At 60.9% G+C, this 23261-nt stretch carries 16 protein-coding genes; 8 read left to right on the top strand and 8 right to left on the bottom strand.

Annotated features, from left to right (window positions below; translation table 11 throughout):
- Positions 1-97: 97 nt before the first annotated feature.
- From PSH86_RS15120 to PSH86_RS15145, 6 genes are all read right to left on the bottom strand, one after another.
- Positions 98-1156, bottom strand: coding sequence for a lipopolysaccharide assembly protein LapB (locus PSH86_RS15120; RefSeq protein WP_163858820.1), 1059 nt, complete (start codon positions 1154-1156; stop codon positions 98-100).
- Between the two features lie 346 nt (positions 1157-1502).
- Positions 1503-2924, bottom strand: coding sequence for an efflux transporter outer membrane subunit (locus PSH86_RS15125; protein ID WP_109755398.1), 1422 nt, complete (start codon positions 2922-2924; stop codon positions 1503-1505).
- Positions 2921-6100: an efflux RND transporter permease subunit gene (locus PSH86_RS15130; protein ID WP_003202298.1), complete on the bottom strand. Its 3180-nt coding sequence runs from the start codon at positions 6098-6100 to the stop codon at positions 2921-2923. Before PSH86_RS15130 ends, PSH86_RS15125 begins: the two co-directional genes overlap by 4 nt.
- A 15-nt stretch (positions 6101-6115) precedes the next feature.
- Positions 6116-7369 (bottom strand): multidrug efflux RND transporter periplasmic adaptor subunit MexE, encoded by a 1254-nt coding sequence (gene mexE / locus PSH86_RS15135; protein WP_305490335.1) that lies wholly within the window; start codon positions 7367-7369, stop codon positions 6116-6118.
- 337 nt (positions 7370-7706) lie between these two features.
- Entirely contained in the window at positions 7707-8471 is a 765-nt protein-coding gene (locus tag PSH86_RS15140; protein WP_305490362.1) for an ABC transporter substrate-binding protein, read from the bottom strand.
- A 246-nt stretch (positions 8472-8717) separates the two neighbouring features.
- Complete coding sequence (locus PSH86_RS15145) at positions 8718-9596, bottom strand: LysR substrate-binding domain-containing protein (RefSeq protein ID WP_305490336.1); 879 nt, start codon at positions 9594-9596, stop codon at positions 8718-8720.
- Positions 9597-9697: 101 nt separating this feature from the next.
- Between PSH86_RS15145 and PSH86_RS15150 the strand changes: the two genes are divergently transcribed.
- The 4 genes from PSH86_RS15150 (at position 9698) to PSH86_RS15165 (ending at position 13104) form a co-directional block, all read left to right on the top strand.
- Positions 9698-10123 carry a VOC family protein gene (locus tag PSH86_RS15150; RefSeq protein WP_018601473.1) on the top strand — a complete coding sequence of 142 codons (426 nt, stop codon included), beginning with the start codon at positions 9698-9700 and terminating at the stop codon, positions 10121-10123.
- Between the two features lie 100 nt (positions 10124-10223).
- Positions 10224-10844: a TetR/AcrR family transcriptional regulator gene (locus PSH86_RS15155; RefSeq protein ID WP_109755402.1), complete on the top strand. Its 621-nt coding sequence runs from the start codon at positions 10224-10226 to the stop codon at positions 10842-10844.
- 113 nt (positions 10845-10957) lie between these two features.
- Positions 10958-11782 (top strand): thioesterase family protein, encoded by an 825-nt coding sequence (locus PSH86_RS15160; protein WP_232201563.1) that lies wholly within the window; start codon positions 10958-10960, stop codon positions 11780-11782.
- Between the two features lie 50 nt (positions 11783-11832).
- Positions 11833-13104, top strand: a complete 1272-nt coding sequence (locus PSH86_RS15165) for an OmpP1/FadL family transporter (RefSeq protein ID WP_305490337.1) — start codon at positions 11833-11835, stop codon at positions 13102-13104.
- A gap of 123 nt (positions 13105-13227) precedes the next feature.
- On the opposite strand, the gene PSH86_RS15170 is transcribed toward PSH86_RS15165, so the two are convergent.
- Both PSH86_RS15170 and PSH86_RS15175 read right to left on the bottom strand, forming a co-directional pair.
- Positions 13228-14013: an SDR family oxidoreductase gene (locus PSH86_RS15170; RefSeq protein ID WP_305490363.1), complete on the bottom strand. Its 786-nt coding sequence runs from the start codon at positions 14011-14013 to the stop codon at positions 13228-13230.
- A gap of 44 nt (positions 14014-14057) precedes the next feature.
- A complete protein-coding gene (locus PSH86_RS15175; protein WP_305490338.1) occupies positions 14058-15518 on the bottom strand; it encodes an efflux transporter outer membrane subunit in 1461 nt (486 codons plus the stop codon).
- A 207-nt stretch (positions 15519-15725) separates the two neighbouring features.
- Between PSH86_RS15175 and PSH86_RS15180 the strand changes: the two genes are divergently transcribed.
- The 4 genes from PSH86_RS15180 (at position 15726) to PSH86_RS15195 (ending at position 23257) form a co-directional block, all read left to right on the top strand.
- On the top strand, positions 15726-16835 hold the full coding sequence (locus PSH86_RS15180) for an efflux RND transporter periplasmic adaptor subunit (protein ID WP_212802434.1): 1110 nt from the start codon (positions 15726-15728) through the stop codon (positions 16833-16835).
- A complete protein-coding gene (locus PSH86_RS15185; protein WP_305490339.1) occupies positions 16832-19912 on the top strand; it encodes an efflux RND transporter permease subunit in 3081 nt (1026 codons plus the stop codon). Before PSH86_RS15180 ends, PSH86_RS15185 begins: the two co-directional genes overlap by 4 nt.
- 52 nt (positions 19913-19964) lie before the next feature.
- The gene (gene fabF, locus PSH86_RS15190; RefSeq protein ID WP_305490340.1) at positions 19965-21257 is read left to right on the top strand and encodes a beta-ketoacyl-ACP synthase II; all 1293 of its coding nucleotides are present in this window, start codon (positions 19965-19967) and stop codon (positions 21255-21257) included.
- Between the two features lie 284 nt (positions 21258-21541).
- The gene (locus PSH86_RS15195; protein ID WP_176687915.1) at positions 21542-23257 is read left to right on the top strand and encodes a type I secretion system permease/ATPase; all 1716 of its coding nucleotides are present in this window, start codon (positions 21542-21544) and stop codon (positions 23255-23257) included.
- The last annotated feature ends 4 nt before the right edge of the window (positions 23258-23261 follow it).

Genomic DNA, 23261 nt, shown 5'->3' on the forward strand with positions numbered 1-23261 from the left:
TTAACTGCCTGAACACTTGACCTTTGGCGGTGATGGCGGTTCCGCTTACATCTACAAAACGCGGTGTACTGCACAACTTTCAGCGTGCAACCAGGGCCTACAGACCCTGTTGCAACGCCGGGTCATCGGGATTCAGCTGTTCAAGTTGCGCCAACAGGATTTGAACGTTCTGCAATTGACCTGTTTCCTTCCAATAGTTGATCAGCAACACCCGGGCCTTGCGGTCGGCGGGGTAGCGCTGGACGATTTCCTGTAGCTGTTTCTGCGCGGCTTCCACTTCCTGCTCGGCATGCAGGGTAGTTGCCAGGTCATAGCGGTAATGGCGGTTCTCGGGCTCCAGCTCCACGGCTTTCGCCAGGCCGAGCACCGCATACTCGCTCTGGCCGTGTTGCAGCAGCCACATGCCCAGCGCATGTTGCAGATAAGCCGACGCTGGCTGGGTTTGCAACTGTCGGGCAAGCAATTGTCGCGCGGCTTCGCCCTGGCCCTGTTTGTCCAGCACTTCGATCTGCATGACCAGCGCCGGCAGGTTGTCCGGTTGCAGGCGCAGGGCCTGCTCAAGGGCCAGTTGGGCTTTCTTCAACTCGGCGTTGTGCAGGTGCAGCCGGGCGAGTTGGTAGTGGGTCTCGGCGGTTTTCGGGCCGTCCTCGAGTACCTGTTCCCAGGTATCGATGGCGATCTGCATTGCACCGAAGTACAAGCCCAGATCATCCGGTGACAGGCCCAGCAGCGCATTCACGGCAGCGAACCGGACGTTCGGGTCGTCATCGTCCAGCAGCGAGCCGAGCAACAGGCTGCGCTGGCCCGTCGGCACCAGACCGACGATGCTGCCGATGGCTGCCTTGCGCACGTCCGGTGATTCGCTGTGCAGATCCGCGTCCGCCAGTTTCAAGGCCTGGGGGCTGGGGTAGTTGGGCAGTTCGGCGTGCAGCCACACGCGGCGCTTGGGCGAGAGGTCCGGGCGCCCCAGTTGCTGGTAGAGCATCCGCGCCGCCCCTGGCTGCCCGTTGCGGGCGTTTTCCAAGGCTTCACTGTAGCCACGCTTGATCGCTTCGGGGATTTGCGGGGTGGTGCTGCGTAGCCACACTGCGACAAGACCGATCACCAACAGGATACAGAGGCTGAGAAGCAGATAGCGGCGGCGAGGCGAGGGCATGCAGGAAATCCATTACCAGAAGCTTGAAATGTCGCAAGCTTCGGTCAGGTGGGGGCTTGAGTCAAACCTTGTGACGCATCTCGCTCCACCGGTGATTGTGGATGCAGATCTGTGACCCTCCCCAAAACCCATGTAGGAGCGAGCCTGCTCGCGACGGCGTCGGTATCTTCAACATCTATGCAAGCTGACCCACCGCTATCGCGAGCAGGCTCGCTCCCACAGGGGTTGTGCTGAATGCTGAATCTGTGGAGTCGCTGGCGAAAAAAAGCCCCGCGTCCGAATGAAACGCGGGGCAAGGATTTGGTTGGTTGCGGCCAACCAAAGGAGCTCGGTTGAGCAGGGCGGATCAGTTGCTGGCAACGGTCTCCGGTTTCCAGCCGCCACCCAGGGCCTTGTAGATCGCGACGATGCCGCGGTACAGGTCCACTTCCGCCTGGGCCTGGGTGTCTTCGGCGGCCAGGCGTTCACGTTGGGCGTCGAGCAGCACGAGGAAGTCCACGGTGCCTTCGCGGTAGCGAATCTCGGCCAGGTCGGCGGCGGCACGGCTCGATTCGCTCTGACGGATCAGCGAGATCAGCCGTTGCTGGCGCTTGCCGTAGTCACTGAAGGCATTCTCCGATTCCTCCAGGGCCAGCAGCACTTGCTGTTCGTAGGTCGCCAGGGCACCGTCCGCCTCGGCGCTGGCACCGCGCAAGCGAGCCCGCACGCTGCCCAGGTCGAAGGCGGCCCAGGTAATGCTCGGGCCCAGCGCCCAGGCATTGGCGGCCGAGGAGCCGATCTGCGAGCCGCGTCCGGCGGTAAAGCCCAGGAAACCGCTCAGGCTGACCCGTGGGAACAGGTCAGCCTTGGCCACGCCGATGCGCGCCGTGGCAGCGGCCAGTTGGCGTTCGGCGCTGAGAATGTCCGGGCGCCGTTGCAGCAGCTCACCCGGGTCGCCGATGGGCAGGGCCTTGGCGATGGCTGGCAACTGTTTCGGGCTCAGGTCCACGCTCAATTTGTCCGGGCGCTCACCCAGCAAAGTGGCGATGCGATTGCGTTGGCGCACTTGTTCGGCCTGCAACTGCGGGACGCTGGCTTCCACCGAGGCCAGGCGGGCATCGGCGCGGACCACGTCGAGCTGGTCGCCGACGCCGGCATCACGCAGGCTTTCGGTGATCTTGCGCGAGTCCTGCTGGTTCTTCAGGTTCGCCAGGGCGATCTTTTCCCGCAGCTGGGCGCCGCGCAGTTGACCGTAGGCGTCCACCAGCTCGGCGATCATCGTCACCTGCAACTGATAGAGATCGGCTTCGGCGGCCTGCTGGTCGGCATCGGTGGCTTCCAGGTTGCGCTGGATGCGTCCGAACAAGTCCAGCTCCCAGGCCATGTCCAGGCCCAGGTCGTAACGCTCGGTATTGACCCGGTCGGTGGTCTGCCCCGGGACCTGGCCTTTGCCCAGGTTGCTGCTGGCGCGGCTGGTGATGGTGGGCATGGCGTCATTGCTGGCGTCATCGCGAATCGCCCGGGCTGCCCGCAGGCGGGCGAAGGCTACGCGCAACTCGCGGTTGCCTTCCAGGGAGCGAGTCACCAACGCGTTGAGCGTCGGGTCGTCGAATTGCTGCCACCAGATGCCTTCGAAACGGGCGCGGTCGAAATTCTTCTGGCCGGCGGCGCCGTCGGTGGCGGTGGTGATGTTCGCCGCCTCCGTTTGCGGGGCCTTGTAGTCCGGGCCCACGGCACAGGCACTCAGTGCCAATACCAGCAAGCTCGGCATGAACGCTTTCAAACTCATTGTTGCGCCTCCAGTTTCAAAGCCCGGGCCGCCTTGCGGGCCTCGCTGCGCTCGACGAAGTTGCGGATCAGTACATAGAACACGGGGGTGAGCAGCAGGCCGAAGAAGGTCACGCCGAGCATCCCGGAGAACACCGCCACACCCATGGCATGGCGCATTTCCGCACCCGCGCCGCTGGAGAACACCAGGGGCACCACGCCCATGATGAAGGCGAAGGAGGTCATCAGGATCGGCCGCAGACGCAGGCGGCACGCTTCGAGGACCGCCGCCAGCGGGTTCATGCCTTCGAGCTGTTTGTCCTTGGCGAACTCGACGATCAGGATCGCGTTCTTGCAGGCAAGCCCCACCAGTACGATCAAGCCGATCTGGGTAAAGATGTTGTTGTCGCCACCGGAGAGGATCACCCCGGTAATCGCTGACAGCAGGGTCATCGGTACGATCAGGATCACCGCCAATGGCAGGCTCCAGCTTTCGTACTGGGCCGCGAGCACCAGGAACGCCAGCAGTACGCAGAGCGGGAACACGAACAGCGCGGTGTTGCCCGAGAGGATCTGCTGGTAGGTCAGGTCGGTCCATTCGTACGTCATGCCGTTGGGCAATTCGTCCTTGAGCAGCTTCTCAATGGCTTTTTCTGCCTGGCCGGAGCTGTAGCCCGGGGCGGCGGCACCGTTGATTTCAGCGGTGATAAAGCCGTTGTAGTGCATCACGCGGTCCGGCCCCGAGGTGTCGCTGACCTTGATGAAGGTCGCCAGTGGGATCATCTCGCCACGGTTGTTGCGCACCTTGAGCTGGCCGATCTGGTCCGACTCGAGACGGAACTGCTGCTCGGCCTGGACGTTGACCTGGTAGGTGCGGCCGAAACGGTTGAAGTCGTTGGCATACAGCGAACCCAGGTAGATCTGCAGGGTGTCGAAGATGTCGCTGACGGCCACGCCGTGGGTCTTGGCTTTTTCACGGTCGATGGCAGCATCGACCTGGGGCACGTTCACGGTGTAGCTGGTGAACAACCCGGCCAGTTCCGGCACGCTGCGGCTCTTGGTGATGATGTTCATGGTTTCTTTGTACAGCTCGTCGTAGCCCAGGTTGCCTCGGTCTTCGATTTGCAGGCGGAAACCACCGATCGTGCCCAGGCCCTGTACTGGCGGCGGTGGGAAGATCGCCATGTAGGCTTCCTGGATCCCGGCGTACTGGCCGTTCAAGGCTCCGGCGATGGCGCCGGCCGACATGCTCGGGTCCTTGCGCTCGTCGAAGGGCTTGAGGGTCACGAACACGATGCCGGCGTTCGGGCTGTTGGTGAAGCCGTTGATCGACAGGCCCGGGAAGGCCACGGCGCTTTCAACCCCCGGTTGCTTGAGGGCCAGGTCCGACATGCGTTTGATCACGTCTTCGGTACGGTCCAGGCTCGCGGCGTCCGGCAATTGGGCGAAGGCCACCAGGTATTGCTTGTCCTGGCCGGGCACGAAACCGGTCGGGGTGGTGGAGAAACCGAAGAAGGTCAACACCATCAGGCCCGCATAGAGCACCAGGGCGATGCCGCTGCTACGAATCACTCGGGCGACGGTGCCCACGTAACCGTGACTGGCACGCTCGAAGAAACGGTTGAACGGACGGAACAGCCAGCCACCGAAGAGCTTGTCCAAAAACTTCGAGAAACGGTCCTTGGGCGCGTCATGGCCTTTGAGCAACACGGCAGCCAAGGCTGGCGACAGGGTCAGGGAGTTGACCGCCGAAATCACTGTCGAGATGGCGATGGTCAGGGCGAACTGCTTATAAAACTGTCCGGTCAAGCCACTGATGAACGCCGCCGGAACGAACACCGCGCACAGCACCAGGGCGGTGGCGATGATCGGACCAGTCACTTCGCCCATGGCGCGCTTGGTCGCTTCCACTGGGGTGAGCCCCAGTTCGATGTTTCGCTCGACGTTCTCCACCACCACGATGGCGTCGTCCACCACGATACCGATCGCCAGTACCAGGCCGAACAATGAGAGGGCGTTCAGCGAGAAGCCGAACAGGTGCATCACCGCGAACGTACCGATCAGCGACACCGGTACAGCCACCAGCGGGATGATCGATGCACGCCAGGTCTGCAGGAACAGGATCACCACCAGCACCACGAGGATCAGCGCTTCGAACAGGGTGTGCACCACTGCCTCGATGGAGCCGCGGACGAAGATCGTCGGGTCATAGACAATGCTGTAGTCCATCCCGGCCGGGAAGCCCTTCTTCAACTCTTCCATTTTCTCGCGAACATCGTTGGAGATCTGGATGGCGTTGGAGCCTGGACGCTGGAAGATCGGGATCGCCACCGCCGGCTGGTTGTCCAGCAGCGAACGCAGAGCGTATTGGCTGGAGCCCAGTTCGACCCGGGCGATGTCTTTCAGGCGAGTGATCTCACCGTTGGCGCCGGAACGAATGATGATGTTCTCGAACTCCTCCTCATTCACAAGGCGCCCTTGGGTATTGATCGACAGCTGGAAAGCCTGGGCATTGGGCGCTGGCGGCGCACCCAGGGCGCCGGCAGCCACCTGGCGGTTCTGTTCGCGGATCGCGGTGACCACGTCGGTGGCGGTCAGGTTGCGCGAAGCGGTCTTGTTCGGATCCAGCCAGACCCGCAGGGAGTAGTCACCCATGCCGAACAGCTGCACATCACCCACGCCGCCCAGGCGCGCCAGCTCATCCTTGATGTTGAGCAGGGCGTAGTTGGACAGGTAGAGCATGTCGTAGCGTTTGTCCGGCGAGGTCAAGTGCACGACCATGGTCAGGTCGGGCGACGCCTTGTCCACCGTGATGCCGATCCGGGTCACTTCTTCCGGCAGCTTGGGCTCGGTCCGGGTGACGCGGTTCTGCACCTGCACCTGGGCGTTGTCTAGGTCGGTGCCCAGGGCGAAGGTGATGGTCAGGGTGATCTTGCCATCGGCGGTGGACTGCGAGGACATGTACAACATGTTCTCGACGCCGGTGATGGCTTGTTCCAAAGGAGCGGCTACGGTCTCGCCGATGACCTTGGGGTTGGCACCTGGGAAGTTTGCGCGCACGACCACGGTCGGCGGCACGACTTCCGGGTATTCGCTGATCGGCAATTGGAACAGCGAGATGGCGCCGGCGATCAGGATCAGCAGCGAAAGTACCGCTGCGAAGATCGGCCGCGAAATGAAGAACTGGGAAAATTTCATCTTGGATTCAGTCCCTTAACCGCGTGGGGTCGCAGCGGCCAGTTTGCCTGCCGCCCCTGACGCGTCCTTGGATGGCGCGACTTGGGGCAGGTTGCTGGCTTCTAGCGCTTTACGTTGTTGTGCGAGGGCGGCAATGGTTTCGTCGCTGGCCATCGGCACGGTTTCAGGTGTGACCGGCGAACCTGGACGAGCCCGCTGCAGGCCCTTGACGATGATGGTGTCGTCCTTGCTCAGGCCGTTACGCACGATGCGCAGGCCTTCGATCTTCGGCCCCAGCTCGACGGCGCGGTAGGCCGGCTTGTTCTCGGCGTCCATCACCAGCACGAATTTCTTGCCCAGGTCGGTGCCCACGGCTTCGTCGTTGATCAGCACGGCGGAATAAGTGCCGCTGCCCACCAGCTTCAGTCGGGCATACAGGCCAGGGGTGTAGGTGCCGTCCTTGTTGTCGAACACGGCCCGGCCACGGATCGTACCGGTCTGCGGGTTGACCTGGTTGTCGACGAAATTCATCTGGCCCAGGTGTGGATTGCCGTCCTCGTCGGACAGGCCCATGTAGACCGGCGTGGCCTGGCCGCGCTGGCCTTGGCGGGCGAGTTGGGTGTACTTGAGGAAGACACGTTCGTCGGCGTCGAAGTAGGCGTAGACCTTGTCGGTGGAGACCACGCTGGTCAGCGCGGTGACGTCGGCGGTCACCAGGTTGCCTGCGGTGATTTCTGCCCGGCTGACGCGACCAGTGATGGGCGAGGTGACACGGGTGAAGCTCAGGTTCAGCTTGGCCAGGTCCAGTTGTGCCTGGATCGCCGCAGCGGCAGCGCGGGCTTCCTGGGCGGCGCTGGTGCGCGAGTCTGCCAGCTCGGCGGAAATGGCATTGCTCAGACGCAGGCGTTCGCCACGCTGGGCTTCGTTCTCGCTGCGGGTGGCGGTGGCACGGGCTTGGGCCAGTTGGGCTTCGAGACGACGTACTTCAGCCTGGAAGGGGCGCGGGTCGATCTGGAACAGCAGGTCGCCTTTCTTGACCAGCGCGCCCTCGGTGAAGGCCACTTCGTCGATCTGTCCGGATACCCGCGGACGGATTTCGACGGTTTCCGGAGCTTCAAGGCGTCCGGTGAATTCATCCCATTCGTTGACTGGTTGTTCCAGTACCTTGGCCACACTGACTTTGGCTGGCGGCATGGAAGCTGCCGTGTCGGGAGTCTTGCCGCAGGCGCTCATCACCAGTACCGCCAGCAGCGCGAGAGGAAAACGCAGTTTTGAAAGTGAATGTTCCATGGATAGCATCCGCCAATGTATTGAGAATGGGCGGATGATGCGTGGAGCAAGGCAGAGGAACGAATCGAATGAAGCAAAGGTAACTATCATTCAGAATGATATAAGCCATCGACAAGGCCTCTAGTCCGGCGATGTGTGCCACTATTTGGAAGCCGAGGAACCGTGGCGAGGGCGCTTGTTCCCGCCGGGCTGCCTGGCAGCCCCTGTTTATGAGCTCCTGGCGCCCAATCGGGAGCAAGCTCCCTTGCCGCAATGACTCACGCAAACCTCGAACACACTGCACCGTTTCAGGGCGAGCTTGGGTTCTTTGCTATCAAATGTATTGATGGGTCGCGGCCTATTGCGGCAAATAGAGGTCATGGATTTGCTTGAGCGTCCCATCCGCCCGAAGCGCTTCAACCGCTTCGCGTAAATCCTCGACCATTTTGGGCGCGCATTGTTTCGAGCAGGCCAGGTAAAGATCGGCGCTGCTGCCGACCCGACTCATGAGCAGTTTGCGTTTAGACACCTTCGGCCAGATGTATCGACTCTCGGGCACGCCGTTGAACCAGGCATCGATGCGCCCCATCAAGAGCAGCTGGGCGGGGTTGTCGCCAATGGCCAGCGGATAGATCTGCTCATCGCTGAAACCTTCGGTGCGCAGGATATCTTCCTGCGCACTGCCCAGGCCGACGCCGATCTTGCGGTAGGTTTCTTTCGCTTGGGCGAAGCTGTTCACCCGCCGCTCAAGGCTGAAAAAAGCTCGTTCCATGGGCATGATCGAGGCGATCCAGGTAAAACGATCCTCACGAGTGGGTATGCGCGAGAGGGGTGTGATCAAGTGGTCGTGTTCTTCGCTGACGTGTTTCTGAGCCCTGGCCCAGGGCAGCACATGGATTTTTACGGTGTACCCGGCCTTGGTCATGGCCGCGACGGCGACATCACCAACGATTCCGTGCCCCCTGGGGTCATTGACGAACGTCAGCGGCGGCGCGTCGAGGATGTGCAGTTCTATCTCCAGGGGTTCACCGCGCGCGTTGTGTGCAACCAACAGCGGCAGTAATAGACAAAGCCTGGATAGTGTTCTGGTGGGGGCATTCAAAGCGAGTTTGCTCAGGCTCATGATCGGTACTTCAGGCATTGGAAGGGGGGTACGCCATTCAAAGGATGCTTGGCGCGCAAACAGCGTCTTGCAGGCCGACGTCTTATGTGACGCAGCGCACTTGAAGCGGGGCGCCGCGGTCGTTTTATCAGGACACGCCAGTATGTTGTCTTGGCCTGGCTGCGTGTACTTGAAGGTATAGATCATCCGCTCGACAAAAACCTTGAGCCCTGTGCATTGGTTTTTGTCTGGGTCGATGCAGGTGATTCATACCGGGTTGGCCTGGGCTTGCTCCGCGATCAGTTGCACCAGTCTTCCTGCGGGTTCGTTGAGACTTTGTCGAGCCCAGTGGACGAGGCCGATCTCACGGTGGAAGGTGTGCTCTGCGAGGTCGAGGGCGCGTACACCCTGCGGCCATTTATGGTGAGTCGCGGTTTGCGGCACCAGGGCCACGCCAACGCCGTTTCCAACCAGCTTGATAATCGCCTCCAATTCATCCAGCTCGCAGACTTCATGCAAGGTGAAGTGCATTTTGCGCAGGAAGCGGTCCACCTGCCGGCCACCGAACGATGCACGGTCATAGCGAATGAAGGGTTGACCGCCAAGCAGTTCGGCCCAGTCCTCCCCGGGTAGTGCGCTTGGTACGATCAGTCGATAGGGCTCCAGTGCCAGGGGCCTCCAGCGCAGATCGCTTTGCAGCGAGAAAGGCGGGCGGATGATGGCGGCCATGTCGATTTCCCCGGCATCCACCAGGTTGAGCAACTCCATCGATACGCCAGGCAGCACGCGCGTGCGGCATTGCGGGCATTGCTGGTGAAACCTGGCGAGCGCGTCTGGCAGGTAGGAGCGCTGCACCGACGCGATAGCGCCGATGTTCACCAGGACGCTAGGTGCAAGCCCGGCAGTGCTTGTGCCGAGATTGTCGTAGAGACGCAGCAACTCTTGCGCTTGCAGGAGTACTTGATGGCCCATCCGATTAAGGTGGGCCGAGCGGCCCTTGCGGTCGAAGATCTCGAAGCCGAGTTCGGCCTCCAGGCGCTGGATCTGCGCGCTGACCGCGGCCTGTGTGAGGCCGATTTTATTGCCTGCGGCAGCGAAAGTACCTTCCCGCGCTACGGCAATAAGGGTCTTGAGTTCTTTTATCATTCACAAATATTAATTGTGTTATTGAGAGAAATATATTGTTTTTCTTGTTTTTAGCCCGGCCTTACGATGGTCCGGTCCTTATAAAAGCAACAGGTGCCATGATGAGCCTTTCTCCCTTCCACCTCGCAATCCCTGTCTACGACCTTCCAGGCGCTCGGGCCTTTTATGGCGAAGTGTTTGGGCTACAAGAGGGCCGCTCCAGTGCCCATTGGGTCGACTTCAACTTCTATGGCCACCAGTTGGTGATTCATGAACAGCCAAAGACCGCTTCTCAAGAGAGCGTCCACAGCAACCCGGTAGATGGGCATGACGTGCCGGTCCCTCACTTCGGCATCATTTTGGGATGGCAGGAGTGGGAGGCGTTGGCCGAGCGGCTGAAATCCTTTGGCACCGAGTTCGTGATCGAGCCCTACATACGTTTCAAGGGGCAGGTGGGGGAGCAGGCCACGATGTTTCTGTTCGATCCTTGCGGTAATGCGCTGGAGTTCAAGGCGTTCAAGGATATGAGCCAGCTTTTCGCCAAATAGCAGGCGCAGGGGGGCAATTTCTGGGGAATGGGCAAAATGTGACGAAATCACGACCTGGTCACAAGTTGTCAACCGACTTCAGGATGCGTAAGCTGCCCCCATGAACCAGTCATCCCTACCTTCGCCCAGCACCCGAGGCCCGGCCGATCACGACATCCGAGACCAGATCGTCGCGGCGGCCAATGAGCATTTCAGTCAATACGGCTACGGCAAGACCACAGTCTCTGACTTGGCCAAGGCCATCGGGTTTTCCAAGGCATACATCTATAAGTTTTTCGACTCCAAGCAGGCGATTGGCGAAGCTATTTGTACTCGCTGCCTGGCCGAAATCGTTGCAGCTGTGGAGCAGGCCATCAACGAAGAAGGACTCTCGTCGACGGAGCGTTTTCGACGCCTGGTCAAAACCCTGGTTACCACGGGCGTGAACCTGTTCTTCAATGATCGCAAGCTCTACGACATTGCTGCGTTCTCTGCCTCGGAGCACTGGCCCAGTTCACGGGGTTACGACGCCCGGATCAAAGGCTTCGTATTGCAAGTCGTACGCGAGGGGCGAGAACTCGGTGAGTTTGAACGCAAGACGCCACTGGACGAGACAGTAGACGCGATCCACTTGGCGCTGCGGCCTTTCGTCAACCCTTTGCTGCTGCAGTACAGCCTTGACGTCATCGAAGAGGCTCCCACGCTCACCGCCAATCTCATCTTGCGTAGCCTCATGCCGTGACCTTGGGCTGACGATTCCAAGCAACGCATTCCAATCGATTTCAGTGCTCGGTCATGATGGGCTGACAAAGGTAATTGTTTATCTTGATTGTGACTATTGACACAAATGGTCACATGAATAAGATATGGCGTATTGCTCTTAGTCCTGAGAACGTCGACATGACGAGCTTCGCCCAATTGCTGCAGCAATTCGATCCGGATGCGCCATTTGTGTCTCCACCCAACTGGCAGCAGGGCCGTACGATCTTTGGCGGGCTGTCCGCTGCGCTGTCTCTGCAAGCGGTTTTGCTTGAGCGTCCGACAGGTTTTCCTCCATTCAAGTCCGCCCAGGTGTCGTTCATAGGCCCGGTCACGCAGGCCCAGACATTCGATGTTAGCGTGTTGCGTCAAGGACGATCCGTCACCTCCGTATCGGTCGACTGCTTGTCGGGCGACGACCTGGCGTTGCGCACGACCCTACTATTCGCACAGCCGCGGGCGAGTTGTATTGCCCATGATGCCTGGGGCCGTCCGCTTGTAGAGGGGCCGTCCCGGTACGCGCCATTGAAGCTGGACAGAAAGATCGCGCCGGCCTGCGCCTATAACTTTGAGATGCGCCCTGCGGGCGGTTCTCTGCCGGTATCCGGCGCTGATAATCCGGAATTACTGATGTGGGTACGCCACCTGGATGCTCGGGGCGTAGATCCGGCGGTCGCCTTGATTGCATTGGCTGACAGCTTGCCGCCAGCGGCCATGACCTGCTTCACCGAACCCGCTGCCATCAGTTCTGCGTCCTGGATGATTGACCTGCCGCAGCCGGCCGTCGCCAGTGAGTGGTTCCTGATCAATTCCTTTAGCCAGCAAGCGCTGGAAGGCTATTCGCTCCAAGACATGGAAATCTGGGACGAAAGCGGCCGGCGTGTGCTTTGGGCACGCCAGACCGTGGCGATCTTCACGTAATACAAAACCACTGCTCCCATTACCCGCGCTACGTTTCCAGAGTTCTAATAATGAAAAAAATATTGCTCAAGACCCCGGTGGGTCTCTGCTTTGTGTTCGCAACTTCCCATGTATTCGCCAGCGGCTTCGCGCTCAATGAACAAAGCATCAGTGGGATGGGCTCGGGATTTGCCGGTCGTTCTTCTTCCGCCGAAGATGCGAGCACGGTCTTCGGTAATCCGGCGGGGATGTCTCGCTTGAAGAAGGAGCAGTTCAGCCTGGGAGCGGCGACGCTGTTCGCGAAATCCGACATAAGCCAGACCCGCAGCACCTTCGGCGGTCAAGACGGCGATGACATGGTGCCAACGACCACGGTGCCGATGGGTTATTACGTCAAACCCGTTGATGAGCACTGGGCGTTCGGCGTTGGTTTTTATGTGCCGTTCGGTTTGATTACCGATTACGGCAGCGATTTTGCCGGGCGTTATTACGCAAATAAGAGCGAGGTCAAGACACTCACGTTTCAGCCTACGATCAGCTATGCCTTCAACGACATCGTGTCGATCGGGTTCGGCCCCACGATTAACCGTATCAGCGGTGAGATATCAGGCATGGTGCCCAATCCACTCAGCCCTGGCCGCAATGACGCAAAGCTCAAAAGCACAGGCGACGACATTGCCCTGGGTTTCAACGCTGGCGTCCTGGTGCAGGCTACAGATCGAACCCGCTTGGGGCTGACGTACCATTCCAAGGTCAGTTATCACCTGGATGCCAAGACCAAAGTCAGCGACGGCATCTTCAGCCTGGTAGGGGTTAGTGGGCGCAGCTATGACGCTTCGCTGGATGTGGATACCCCGGAGGCGGTGGATTTCTCGGTGACTCACCAGCTCAACACGGACTGGACGCTTTACCTGGGCAGCACCTGGACGCGTTGGAGTCGCTTCAAGGAGCTGACCATCGAAAACTCGGGGTTGCCGCCGTTGTTGAGCGGCCAGTTGGGTACCATCAGTGAAGAGCAGAATTGGCATGACACGTGGGCCCACGCTATCGGTACGGCGTATCGGTTGAATAATCAGTGGGTGCTGCGTGCAGGCTTTTCGGTTGACCAATCGCCTGCCAACAATACCAACCGCGGACCACGTATTCCTACCGGCGACCGGAAGGTGCTCAGCTTCGGGGCCGGCTGGACGCCAGTGGAAGATGTCACGATCGACGTCGCTTATTCCTATCTCTGGGAGGAGAGCGTATCGGTCAACGATGCGTCGGCGACCCGCGGCGCCTACAGCTCCAAGTACAAAAACAGTGCGAGTGGGTTTGGCACTTCAGTCAGCTATCGCTTCTGATTGAGTGCTGCTCTAAAGGCCGGGGCGCATGCTACCCGGCCTTGGGTGTGAGTGAAGTCGGCTACGACGAAGGCATTGATGATTGTGATTGCGTAGCGTGTGCAAGGCCGCTTCATGACCTGCTCAGACACCCATGATGCGTGCCATAAGACCCTGGTGAAACCGGCGAGGTGTGGCCCAGGTCAGGACGGTAACAGCCTTGTTGCCAAAGCCTGGTACGACACTCATGCGTCCGGCTTGCAATGCACGGATTCCCGCTGCCACAACGGGCTGGGGCTGCATCATGACCATTTTCAAGGCTGGCGTGAGCGTTTGCCTGGCGCTTTCTGCAAACCCGGTGTCCGACATCCCAGGGCAAAGTGCGGTCACGACGATGCCGTCGTTTTTGAGTTCACGATGAAGCGCATCCGAGAAACGAAGTACATAGGCCTTCGCTGCAGAATAAACAGCGAAACTCTTCACACCCTGAAAGGACAACAGGCTTGCGACCATCAGGATGTGTCCACGTTTGCGGGTCCGCATGTCTACCGCGAAGAGTCGTGTAAGGGCTGTCAGACTGGCGATATCCAAATCAATCATGGCCAGGGCCTGGTCCAGGGGCTGATCCAGGAAGGGTCCCTGCAAGCCATGCCCCGCATTGTTAATGAGCACATCAATCACGACTTCGCGCTCGCGCAGCCGCTGGTGCAGTTCGATGACTGCCGGGATCGAGGAAAGGTCTACTTGCTCGACAATGACATCAACGCCAAAACGTTCGCGCAATTGCGCTGATAGCGATTCGAGCTTTTCCAGCCTGCGTGCTACCAGGACGAGAGATTTCCCTTGGGCGGCGTATTGCCGGGCAAACTCCTCGCCAAATCCGCTTGAAGCACCTGTGATGAGCACCCAGGAGTTATCGTTCGGTTTCATCTCGCTGATCTCGGGTTGTTGAGTTGAAAGAAAAGGGGCGTCAGTCATCTGGCAGCCACCGGCAGGGCGTCAGGTGGCTGCCAGCCACCTCCGAGCGCCCGGAATGCCGCGACCGCCGCCCGTGCTGATTCGGTTCGTGCTTGCGCTCGGGAGTCGGACGCTTGCAGCAGTGTCTCGTCGGCATTCAAGACATCGATCAGGCTGGCCGTACCTTTCTGATAGGCAATGAACGACGATTGCCGAGCTTGGGTCAACGAAGCTTCGCCCTGGGTGAGGGTGGTGGCCTGGGCTTCTCGATTGACCAGCGCGGAAAACGCGTTCTCGACGTCCTCGGTGGCGCGCAGCGCGGACTGGCGGTAAGCGGCGAGTGCTTCGGCTTCCTGCCCCTTGGTTTGATCGATCTGAGCGTTGATGCGGCCAAAGTCGAACAGCCTCCAACGCAATCCCAATACGCCGGCTGCCTGACTGGCGTCGCCACTGAACAAGTTGCCGGCGGAAACCGCCGTGGCGCTGCCAAGCAAGGCGCTGAGAGAGAATTTTGGATAGTACTCGGCGATGGCTTCGCCGATGCGCGCGTTGGAGGCTGCGAGGCGGCGCTCTGCCACGATGAGGTCTGGCCGGCGGCGCAGCAGATCGGCCGGCGTGCCCATGGCGGTTATCTGTGGTGCCGCAGGGATGTTCCCGACAGTTGCCAGTTGCTGGCGATGGGTGCCTGGCGGTGTGCCGAGCATGACATCCAATGCGTTCATCGCGGCATCCAGACCGGTTTGCAGCACTGGCACTGTTGCCTGGACTTGCGCCAGCGCCCCCTCGGTCTGGTGCACCTGATAGCTGGCGGCGAGGCCCTTGCTGTAAAGCAATCGGACTTTTTCCAACAGGTCTTGTTGGGTTTTGACTTGTCGGTTGGCGATGTCCAGCCGGGTCTGCAGCCCGCGAAGAGTGATGTAGATATCAGCGGTCTGTGCGGCGACAGCCAGTCGTGTGGCGGCGGCGCCTGCCTCGCTAGCCTGGTACTCGGCCAGTGCCGCCTCGCGCCCGCGGCGCAGACCGCCAAAGAGGTCCACCTCCCAGTTGGCGTTGAGGTTGACTTCGTAGGAACTTCCATACCGATCATACCCAGGCGTCGAGTTCAACACCTGGCCGAGTGGGGTTTGCACTGACTGATAGGCGCGCGCGGCTTGACCGTTGATGGTTGCCGAGGGCAACAACGCGGCATTGGCTGCCCCCAGGCCCGCCCGTGCTTGCGCGACTCGCGCCGCCGCCTGAGCCAGGTCCAGGTTCTGTTCAAGTGCCTTGGCGATGAACTCGGTCAATACCGGATCACCAAAGCCTTCCCACCAGGCTACAAGGTTGGTTCGCGTTGCGCTGGGCCTCTGTTCGACAGACGACTGACCCAGGAAACGGTGCGAAAGCGCAGCGTCCGGACGATGGTAGTCCGGACCGACCGCGCAGCCTGCCATCAAGCTGGCGCTCACCAAAAGGGTAAGGGGGAAGAGAGGCGACATGGGATACCTGGAGAAGGGTGATTTGTGACCATATTATATTATGGTCACTTCCTGTCAATTGCGGCTCAGCCGCATAGTTTTTGGCTGGCAAAGAACGTCAGGGAGGTTTTTAAGCGGCTAAGCCGTTAGCGATATGTGACCATTGACAGTATTGGTCACGAGATTGAGAATGTGACTCCTGTCCTCATTGCTCAAGTAAGGGAACCTATGCTCCGGCTTCGACCTGTCACCTTTGCCGTCTGCTTGTTGCCTCTCGTCCTGACGGCGTGTGGCGACCCATCCACCGCTAAAGATCCGCGTACGCTTGCCCCCTTGGTGCGGGTCTCTGAAGTCCAGGGTTCGTCCGATCTCTCGCGATCTTTTACCGGTATCGTTGCGGCCAGGGTCCAGAGTGACCTGGGCTTTCGGGTCTCGGGCAAGGTGCTTGAGCGCCTGGTCGATAGCGGGCAAGCCGTCAAGCGAGGACAGCCGTTGATGCGCCTGGACCCCATCGACCTAGGGTTGCAGGCGCGCGCCCAGCAAGAGGCGGTCGCTGCCGCGCGAGCCCGGGCCAAGCAGACCGCCGACGACGAGGCGCGCTACCGCGATCTGGTCGCCGCGGGTGCTATTTCCGCATCGGGCTACGACCAGATAAAGGCTGCTGCCGATACCGCCAAGGCACAACTGAGCGCCGCGCAAGCCCAGGCGGACGTCGCCCATAACGCCTCTGGTTATGCCGTGCTGCTCGCGGATGCCGATGGCGTTGTGATGGAAACGCTTGCCGAGCCCGGGCAAGTCGTCAGCCCCGGACAAACCGTGGTCCGACTGGCGCGGGCAGGGCAGCGCGAAGCCGTTGTGCAATTGCCCGAGACCTTGCGTCCTGCCGCAGGCGCCACCGCACAAGCGACCCTTTATGGCGTTACCACGGGAGCGGTCACCGCGAGGCTGAGACTGCTCTCGGATTCGGCTGACCGCGTGACGCGTACCTTCGAGGCGCGGTACGTGCTGGAGGGGCCGCTGGCCAATGCGCCGCTGGGGTCGACGGTCACGCTGCGCATTTTCGAAGACAGCGCGCAACGGCAGGCGCTGCAAGTGCCGATCGCTGCGGTTTTCGACTCGGGCAAAGGCACTGGCGTGTGGGTCATAAACGGCGAACCGGCGAAAGTCACCTGGCGACCTGTGCAAGTCCTGGGTTTGAGCGATGACGCCGCGCGCGTCGCCGGCCAGCTCAATGTTGGCGAGCGTATTGTCGGACTCGGTGCCCATCTGCTGCATGAGGGTGAGGAAGTGCGACTGGCTCAACCGGGTGACGTGAAGGTTGCCGGGGGCCGTCCATGAGCCTCAACCTGTCCGCACTCGCCGTTCGCGAGCGCTCTATTACCGTGTTCCTGATCTTTCTGATTGCCGTCGCGGGAACCTTGGCGTTCTTCCAGTTGGGGCGTGCCGAGGATCCGCCGTTTACGGTCAAGCAGTTGACCGTCATCACCGCATGGCCGGGTGCGACTGCCCAGGAAATGCAGGACCAGGTCGCCGAGCCGCTTGAAAAGCGCCTGCAGGAATTGAAGTGGTACGACCGCACGGAAACCTACACCCGTCCCGGCCTGGCCTTCACCATGGTGTCACTGGTCGATCGCACGCCACCTTCGCAAGTGCAGGAGGAGTTCTATCAGGCGCGCAAAAAGCTCCAGGACGAAGCGCTCAAATTGCCGGCGGGCGTTATCGGGCCAATGGTCAATGATGAGTTTTCCGATGTGACGTTCGCACTGTTCGCCCTGAAAGCCAAAGGCGAGCCACAGCGGCTGTTGGTGCGCGATGCCGAAGCGCTGCGCCAGCGCCTGTTGCATGTGGCGGGAGTGAAAAAGGTCAACATCATCGGTGAGCAGGCCGAGCGCATCTTTGTTTCCTTCTCCCATGACCGGCTGGCCACCTTGGGCGTCTCGCCCCAGGACATCTTCGCCGCGCTGAACAGCCAGAACGTGCTCACGCCCGCCGGCTCCATCGAAACCAACGGGCCACAGGTGTTCCTCCGGGTGGACGGCGCCTTCGATAAACTGGCGAAAATCCGTGACACCCCCCTTGCGATCCAAGGACGCACGCTCAAGCTCTCGGACGTCGCGACCGTCGAGCGCGGATATGAAGATCCGGCCACTTTCCTGGTGCGCAATAACGGCGAAGAAGCGCTGTTGTTGGGCGTCGTGATGCGCGAAGGCTGGAACGGCCTGGACCTGGGCAAGGCCCTGGACGCGGAGACGGCCAGGATCAATGACGCCATGCCCTTGGGCATGACGCTCACCAAGGTCACCGACCAGTCCGTGAACATCGACTCGGCCGTCGGCGAATTCATGGTCAAGTTCTTTGTCGCGCTGCTGGTGGTGATGATCGTCTGCTTTCTCAGCATGGGGTGGCGTGTCGGAGTCGTGGTCGCGGCGGCCGTGCCGTTGACGCTGGCCGTGGTGTTCGTGGTCATGGCGGCCACGGGAAAGAACTTTGACCGCATCACTCTCGGCTCGCTGATCCTGGCGCTCGGGTTGTTGGTGGACGACGCTATCATCGCGATTGAAATGATGGTGGTAAAAATGGAGGAGGGCTACGACCGGATCAAGGCCTCCGCGTATGCCTGGAGCCATACAGCCGCACCGATGCTGTCCGGTACGCTGGTGACGGCTATCGGATTCATGCCTAACGGCTTCGCCCAGTCGACCGCCGGTGAGTACACCAGCAACATGTTCTGGATCGTCGGCATTGCCCTGATCGCTTCCTGGGTGGTGGCCGTGGCGTTCACCCCTTACCTGGGGGTGAAGCTGTTGCCGGATATCAAACAGGTCGAAGGCGGCCACGCGGCCATCTACAACACCCGTCACTACAATCGTTTTCGCCGGGTCCTGACCCGCATCATCGCCCGCAAATGGTGGGTGGCCGGCAGCGTGATCGTGACGTTCGTCGTGGCGATTCTCGGTATGAGCCTGGTCAAGAAACAGTTCTTCCCGACCTCCGACCGCCCGGAGGTGCTGATCGAAGTGCAAATGCCCTATGGAACCTCCATCGAGCAGACCAGTGCCACCACCGCCAAGGTCGAGGCCTGGTTGCAGAAGCAGGATGAGGCAAAAATCGTCACGGCCTACATCGGCCAGGGCGCGCCACGCTTCTACCTGGCGATGGCACCGGAGCTACCCGATCCTTCGTTCGCCAAGATCGTGGTGTTGACCGACAGTCAGGAGGCGCGCGAGACCCTCAAGTTCCGTCTACGCGAGGCGGCGGCCGAGGGGCTTTCCCCAGAGGCGCGTATCCGGGTGACTCAACTGGTGTTCGGTCCGTATTCGCCATTTCCCGTAGCCTACCGGGTGATGGGACCTGATCCGTCGAAATTGCGTGAGATCGCCGGCCAGGTCCGGGATGTCATGCAGGCGAGCCCGCTGATGCGGACCGTCAATACCGACTGGGGGCCGCTGACGCCGACGTTGCATTTCACCCTGGACCAGGATCGTTTGCAGGCGGTAGGGCTGACGTCGAATGCTGTCGCGCAGCAATTGCAGTTCCTGCTTGCAGGAGTACCGATCACGGCGGTTCGCGAGGACATCCGTTCGGTGCAGGTGGTCGGCCGTGCTGCCGGTGATATTCGCCTCGATCCGGCCAGGATAGAAGGGTTTACCCTGGTCGGCGCGGCGGGCCAGCGCATTCCGCTGTCCCAGGTGGGTGAGGTCGATGTGCGCATGGAGGATCCGATTCTTCGTCGTCGTGATCGCACCCCGACCATCACCGTACGCGGCGACATTGCCGAAGGTTTGCAGCCACCGGACGTCTCGAATGCAATCCTGAAGGCGCTGCAGCCGGTCATCGACACCCTGCCGAGCGGCTACCGGATCGAGCAGGCCGGCGCCATCGAGGAATCGGGCAAGGCCGGTAAGGCGATCGTGCCTCTGGTGCCGATCATGGTGGCCCTGACGCTGTTGATCATCATCGTGCAGGTGCGTTCGATCTCGGCCATGATCATGGTGTTCCTCACCGCCCCGCTGGGCCTGATTGGCGTAGTGCCGACCCTGCTGATCTTCCAGCAGCCATTCGGGATCAACGCCCTGGTCGGCCTGATCGCACTCTCGGGCATCCTGATGCGCAACACGCTGATCCTGATCGGGCAGATCCATCACAACGCCCAGGAAGGGCTGGATCCGTTTCACGCGGTCATCGAGGCCACGGTGCAACGGGCCCGGCCGGTCTTGCTGACGGCGCTGGCGGCCATCCTGGCTTTCATTCCCCTGACGCATTCGGTGTTCTGGGGCACGCTGGCCTACACGCTGATCGGCGGCACGTTCGTCGGCACCATCATGACGCTGGTGTTTCTACCGGCGATGTATTCCATCTGGTTCAAGATCCGTCCTGACCATTCAGCACACACGCAAACGGCACCGCAGGCGTAAGCCGGCGTGTTCGTTATTTTGTGGACATTGACTGAGACATGAAGAGGTTCCAATGAAGACTTCCCAAGGTCAAAAACGCATCGTCGTCACCGGCGTGGGCATTGTCGGCCCACTGGGTTGTGGCGTAGAAGAAGTCTGGCAGCGGTTGCTGGCGGGGCGCTCCGGCATTCGTATCCTGCCCGGCGATATCACCGAGGGGACAGGGGTGGCCGTGGGCGGCCAGGTGCCGTCGTTGGAAGAGGACGTCATCGCCGGTTACGACCCGGAGCGCATTATCCCGGCCAAGGATCGCAAGAAGATGGATCGCTTCATCGAGTTCGCGCTGGTGGCTGCCGAAGAGGCGTTGCAACAGGCAGGCTGGCAACCGGCCAATGCCGCCGACCAGGAGCGGACGGCAACCATCATCGCCTCGGGCGTGGGTGGCTTTGGCGCGATTGCCGGTGCCGTACGCACCACCGATGCCCGCGGCCCGCGCAAATTGTCCCCGTTCACCGCACCTGCCTTCCTCGCCAACATGGCGGCGGGGCACGTTTCCATCCGGCATGGTTTCAAAGGCCCTCTGGGGGCACCGGTGACAGCCTGTGCGGCGGGGGTGCAGGCCATTGGCGACGCGGCGAGGCTGATCAGGAGCGATGAAGCGGATATCGCCATATGCGGCGGGACGGAAGCGGCGATAGACCGCGTGACCCTCGGTTGTTTTGCCGCCGCTCGCGCGCTGTCCACGGGTTTTGCCGAGCGTCCGCAAGAGGCCTCGCGGCCCTTCGATCGTGATCGCGACGGTTTTGTCATGGCCGAGGGGGCCGGGTTGCTGGTGATCGAATCACTGGATCACGCCCTCGCACGTGGCGCCAAGCCCCTGGCGGAACTGGTGGGTTATGGCACCAGTGCCGACGCCTATCACCTGACGGCAGGCCCGGAAGACGGCAACGGTGCCCGGCGCGCGATGGAGCAGGCGCTGCGCCAGGCCGCTGTCAGCCCCTTGGATGTGCAACATATCAACGCCCATGCGACGTCCACCCAGGTTGGCGACAATGGTGAGCTGGCCGCGATCCGCTCAGTGTTCGGGCGCGATTGCGATGTGGCGATCACCTCCACCAAGTCGGCCACCGGACATCTGCTGGGGGCGGCTGGCGGTATTGAAGCCATTTTTACGGTGCTGGCGCTTCGTGACCAGATCGTCCCGCCCACCCTGAACCTGATTCATCCCGACGAGGCCGCTACCGGGCTTGATCTGGTAGGTCTACAGGCCAGGAAGATGCCGATCACCCACGCGCTCTCCAATGGCTTCGGATTCGGCGGGGTCAATGCCAGCCTGCTGTTGCGCCGTTGGGTGCCTGAGGCTTGAGTATTGATCTTTCGTTCCGCGATGTAGTTTTTACGAGGGGGATTTCAGGGTACCTCGCCTAGGTCGGCATACCTGCATTCATCCTGTGGGAGCGAGCCTGCTCCCACATTCGCCAGTGGCGCCATTTTTTTCTTAAGAACTGCCCAAACGTGCCGATACATCGCGGTAGATCCGATTGTGCGGGCACTCCCGGGGTGTCCTGCCAAAGATATTCGAGGCGTTCGCGCGCCTGTGCCCTTGTGATTTTTCAGGTTTGAGCAGAATCGGACCTCAGGTAATGAACCATGCCAGCCCACGCCAGAACCGAACTGGAAGGCGCCCTTGCCGTCTGCAAAGGTAGTTTTCTTTCCGTTGGTTTTTTCAGTTTTTTCGTCAACTTGCTGATGCTGGTTCCTTCGTTCTACATGCTGCAGGTGTATGACCGCGCGGTAGGAAGCGCCAGCCTGTCGACGCTGTTGATGCTGACGCTGATCATGTTGCTGTTGATGATAACGATGGGTGGTTTGGAGTGGGTCCGTTCGCGGATTATGGTGCGGATCAGCACTCGCCTGGACACGTTGCTGAGCCAACGGCTGTTCGACGCCAGCTTCAAGCAGGCGCTCAATACCAGTGGCATGAATGCCACGGCCCAGCCGTTGAACGATCTGAACGGGTTGCGCCAGTTCCTGACTGGCAACGGCCTGTTTGCGTTTTTCGATGCGCCGTGGATCCCTATCTACCTGGCCGTCATGTTCATGTTTCATCCCTGGTACGGCTGGATGGGGCTCGTGAGTGCCGCGTTGCTGGGGGGGCTGGCCTTCGCCAATGAAAAGCTCACCCATGGGCCGCTGCAGGCTGCCAACCGTGAGCAGATGACGGCTACCGCCTTCACCAACAAGAGCTTGCGCAATGCCGAAGTGGTGGAGTCCATGGGCATGCTTGCCAGCCTGCGCCAGCACTGGAGCGGGCGAACCCACAGGATTCTCGCGCTGCAAAGCGTGGCCAGTGACCGCGCCGCGACCATGACATCGGTGTCCAGGACATTCCGACAGATCGTTCAGTCGTTGGTACTGGGCCTGGGCGCCTATTTGACGATCAATCACGAGATTTCTTCCGGGCTGATGATTGCTGGCTCGATCTTGCTGGGGCGTGCGTTGGCGCCCATCGATCAGTTGATCGGCGTATGGAAAGGTTTTCTGGGTGCCCGCGCGCAATATGCCCGGTTGCACGAGTTGCTATTCAAGATTGCCGCCGAGCCCGAGCGCATGTCGTTGCCGGCGCCTGAAGGGGCGATTCGCGTCGAGGGACTCTCGGCAGGATCGCCGGATGCTCGCAAACCGATTATTCGTGGTGTGGACTTTCAGGTGGCTGCGGGCGAAGCAGTGGGCATCATTGGTCCCAGCGGTGCCGGGAAGTCGACCCTTGCCAGGGCGTTGCTGGGTGTCTGGCCAAGCCTGGCCGGCACCGTGCGCCTGGATGGTGCGGATATCAGCCAGTGGCGTCGGGAGGAACTTGGCCAGTACATCGGTTATCTGCCGCAGGACATCGAGCTGTTCGAGGGCACCATCAGCCAGAACATCTCCCGCTTCGGCCCGCTGAACGCATCTGCCGTGGTCGCCGCCGCGCGAATGGCCGGTGTGCATGAACTGGTGCTGCAACTGCCTGATGGCTACGACACCCTGATCGGCGCCAATGGCGGTGGGTTGTCCGGCGGCCAGCGGCAACGTATCGGCCTGGCGCGCGCCTTGTATGGTGAGCCGCGCCTGGTAGTGCTCGATGAACCGAACTCCAACCTGGATGATGCCGGCGAAAAAATGCTTGCCGAGGCGCTGCAAAAGCTCAGGCAGAGCAGGGCCACGGTGTTTGTCATCACCCATCGAGCCGGGGTGTTGGCGCAGGTGGATAAATTGTTGGTTCTCAATCATGGCGAACTGAGCCTGTTCGGGCCGCGTGACAAGGTCCTGGCGCGACTGCGGGAAGCGACGCCCGCGGCCCGCCAGGCTGCTGGGATTCAATCGTAGGAAG

The organism is Pseudomonas sp. FP2300 (assembly GCF_030687595.1).
Lineage (GTDB): Bacteria > Pseudomonadota > Gammaproteobacteria > Pseudomonadales > Pseudomonadaceae > Aquipseudomonas > Aquipseudomonas bijieensis.